The 3,073-nt window shown below is 53.4% G+C and carries 1 rRNA gene; it reads left to right on the forward strand.

The features are described from left to right. Positions 1-18: 18 nt before the first annotated feature. Positions 19-2,898: ribosomal RNA gene (locus GCT19_RS41495) — 23S ribosomal RNA — on the forward strand. The last annotated feature ends 175 nt before the right edge of the window (positions 2,899-3,073 follow it).

Genomic DNA, 3,073 nt, shown 5'->3' on the forward strand with positions numbered 1-3,073 from the left:
GAGACACACCCGTTATAGGGTCAAGCGAACAAGTGCATGTGGTGGATGCCTTGGCGATCACAGGCGATGAAGGACGCGGTAGCCTGCGAAAAGCTCCGGGGAGCTGGCAAACAAGCTTTGATCCGGAGATGTCCGAATGGGGAAACCCACTCCTAATGGAGTATCCGTAGCTGAATCCATAGGCTACGTGAAGCGAACGCGGTGAACTGAAACATCTAAGTAACCGCAGGAAAAGAAATCAACCGAGATTCCCAAAGTAGTGGCGAGCGAAATGGGATCAGCCTGTACTCTTTATTCTCATTGTTAGTCGAACGCTCTGGAAAGTGCGGCCATAGCAGGTGATAGCCCTGTAGACGAAAACAGCGGGAAAGAACTGGGTGTACGAGAAGTAGGGCGGGACACGTGAAATCCTGTCTGAAGATGGGGGGACCATCCTCCAAGGCTAAATACTCGTGATCGACCGATAGTGAACCAGTACCGTGAGGGAAAGGCGAAAAGAACCCCGGGAGGGGAGTGAAACAGATCCTGAAACCGCATGCATACAAACAGTCGGAGCCTCGCAAGGGGTGACGGCGTACCTTTTGTATAATGGGTCAGCGACTTACATTCAGTGGCGAGCTTAACCGATTAGGGCAGGCGTAGCGAAAGCGAGTCCGAACAGGGCGTCCAGTCGCTGGGTGTAGACCCGAAACCAGGTGATCTATCCATGGCCAGGTTGAAGGCACGGTAACACGTGCTGGAGGACCGAACCCACTAACGTTGAAAAGTTAGGGGATGAGCTGTGGATAGGGGTGAAAGGCTAAACAAACCTGGAAATAGCTGGTTCTCTCCGAAAACTATTTAGGTAGTGCCTCGTGTATCACCTTCGGGGGTAGAGCACTGTCATGGTTGTGGGGTCCATTGCGGATTACTTCGCCATAGCAAACTCCGAATACCGAAGAGTGCAATCACGGGAGACAGACATCGGGTGCTAACGTCCGGTGTCAAGAGGGAAACAACCCAGACCGCCAGCTAAGGTCCCCAAATATGGCTAAGTGGGAAACGAAGTGGGAAGGCTAAAACAGTCAGGAGGTTGGCTTAGAAGCAGCCACCCTTTAAAGAAAGCGTAATAGCTCACTGATCGAGTCGTCCTGCGCGGAAGATGTAACGGGGCTAAGCCATATACCGAAGCTGCGGATGCATATTTATATGCATGGTAGGAGAGCGTTCCGTAAGCCTGCGAAGGTGCACTGGAAAGTGTGCTGGAGGTATCGGAAGTGCGAATGCTGACATGAGTAGCGATAAAGGGGGTGAAAGGCCCCCTCGCCGTAAGCCCAAGGTTTCCTACGCAACGTTCATCGGCGTAGGGTGAGTCGGCCCCTAAGGCGAGGCAGAAATGCGTAGCTGATGGGAAGCAGATTAATATTTCTGCACCATTGTGAAATGCGATGGGGGGACGGATCGCGGAAGGTTGTCCGGGTGTTGGAAGTCCCGGTCGCTGCATTGGAGAAGGCGCTTTGGCAAATCCGGGCGCGCAATTCAAGGGTGTGGCGCGAGCTTCTTCGGAAGCGAAGCAACTGGAAGGGGTTCCAGGAAAAGCCTCTAAGCTTCAGTTTCACAGTGACCGTACCGCAAACCGACACAGGTGGGCGAGATGAGTATTCTAAGGCGCTTGAGAGAACTCGGGAGAAGGAACTCGGCAAATTGGTACCGTAACTTCGGGATAAGGTACGCCCTGGTAGCTTGACTGGCCTGCGCCAGAAGGGTGAAGGGGTTGCAATAAACTGGTGGCTGCGACTGTTTAATAAAAACACAGCACTCTGCAAACACGAAAGTGGACGTATAGGGTGTGACGCCTGCCCGGTGCCGGAAGATTAAATGATGGGGTGCAAGCTCCTGATTGAAGTCCCGGTAAACGGCGGCCGTAACTATAACGGTCCTAAGGTAGCGAAATTCCTTGTCGGGTAAGTTCCGACCTGCACGAATGGCGTAACGATGGCCACACTGTCTCCTCCCGAGACTCAGCGAAGTTGAAGTGTTTGTGATGATGCAATCTCCCCGCGGCTAGACGGAAAGACCCCATGAACCTTTACTGTAGCTTTGCATTGGACTTTGAACCGGTCTGTGTAGGATAGGTGGGAGGCTATGAAGCGTGAACGCCAGTTTGCGTGGAGCCGTCCTTGAAATACCACCCTGATCTGTTTGAGGTTCTAACCTTGGTCCGTGATCCGGATCGGGGACAGTGCATGGTAGGCAGTTTGACTGGGGCGGTCTCCTCCCAAAGTGTAACGGAGGAGTACGAAGGTACGCTAGGTACGGTCGGAAATCGTGCTGATAGTGCAATGGCATAAGCGTGCTTGACTGTGAGACTGACAAGTCGAACAGGTGCGAAAGCAGGTCATAGTGATCCGGTGGTTCTGTATGGAAGGGCCATCGCTCAACGGATAAAAGGTACTCTGGGGATAACAGGCTGATACCGCCCAAGAGTTCATATCGACGGCGGTGTTTGGCACCTCGATGTCGGCTCATCTCATCCTGGGGCTGTAGCCGGTCCCAAGGGTATGGCTGTTCGCCATTTAAAGAGGTACGTGAGCTGGGTTTAAAACGTCGTGAGACAGTTTGGTCCCTATCTGCCGTGGGCGCTGGATATTTGAAGGGGGCTGCTCCTAGTACGAGAGGACCGGAGTGGACGAACCTCTGGTGTACCGGTTGTCACGCCAGTGGCATCGCCGGGTAGCTATGTTCGGAAGAGATAACCGCTGAAAGCATCTAAGCGGGAAACTCGCCTTAAGATGAGATATCCCCGGGGCTTCGAGCCCCTTGAAGGGTCGTTCAAGACCAGGACGTTGATAGGTCAGGTGTGCACGTACAGTAATGTACTGAGCTAACTGATACTAATTGCCCGTAAGGCTTGATCCTATAACAGGTGTGTCTCGACACCCGTCAGCGCTTTGGCGCTGACGGGTGTGCGATCCCCGAAGGGGATGAAGACATGCCGGTTGAGATCGGTGTTGTGCCAGAAACAACACAGCCCCACACACGAATCCTTTACGCTTCTTCCCGATTGGCTGTGGCGCCCGGTTGACCCCAACCT

The sequence above is a fragment of the Paraburkholderia atlantica genome, from assembly GCF_009362785.1.
GTDB classification, from domain to species: Bacteria; Pseudomonadota; Gammaproteobacteria; order Burkholderiales; family Burkholderiaceae; genus Paraburkholderia; species Paraburkholderia atlantica.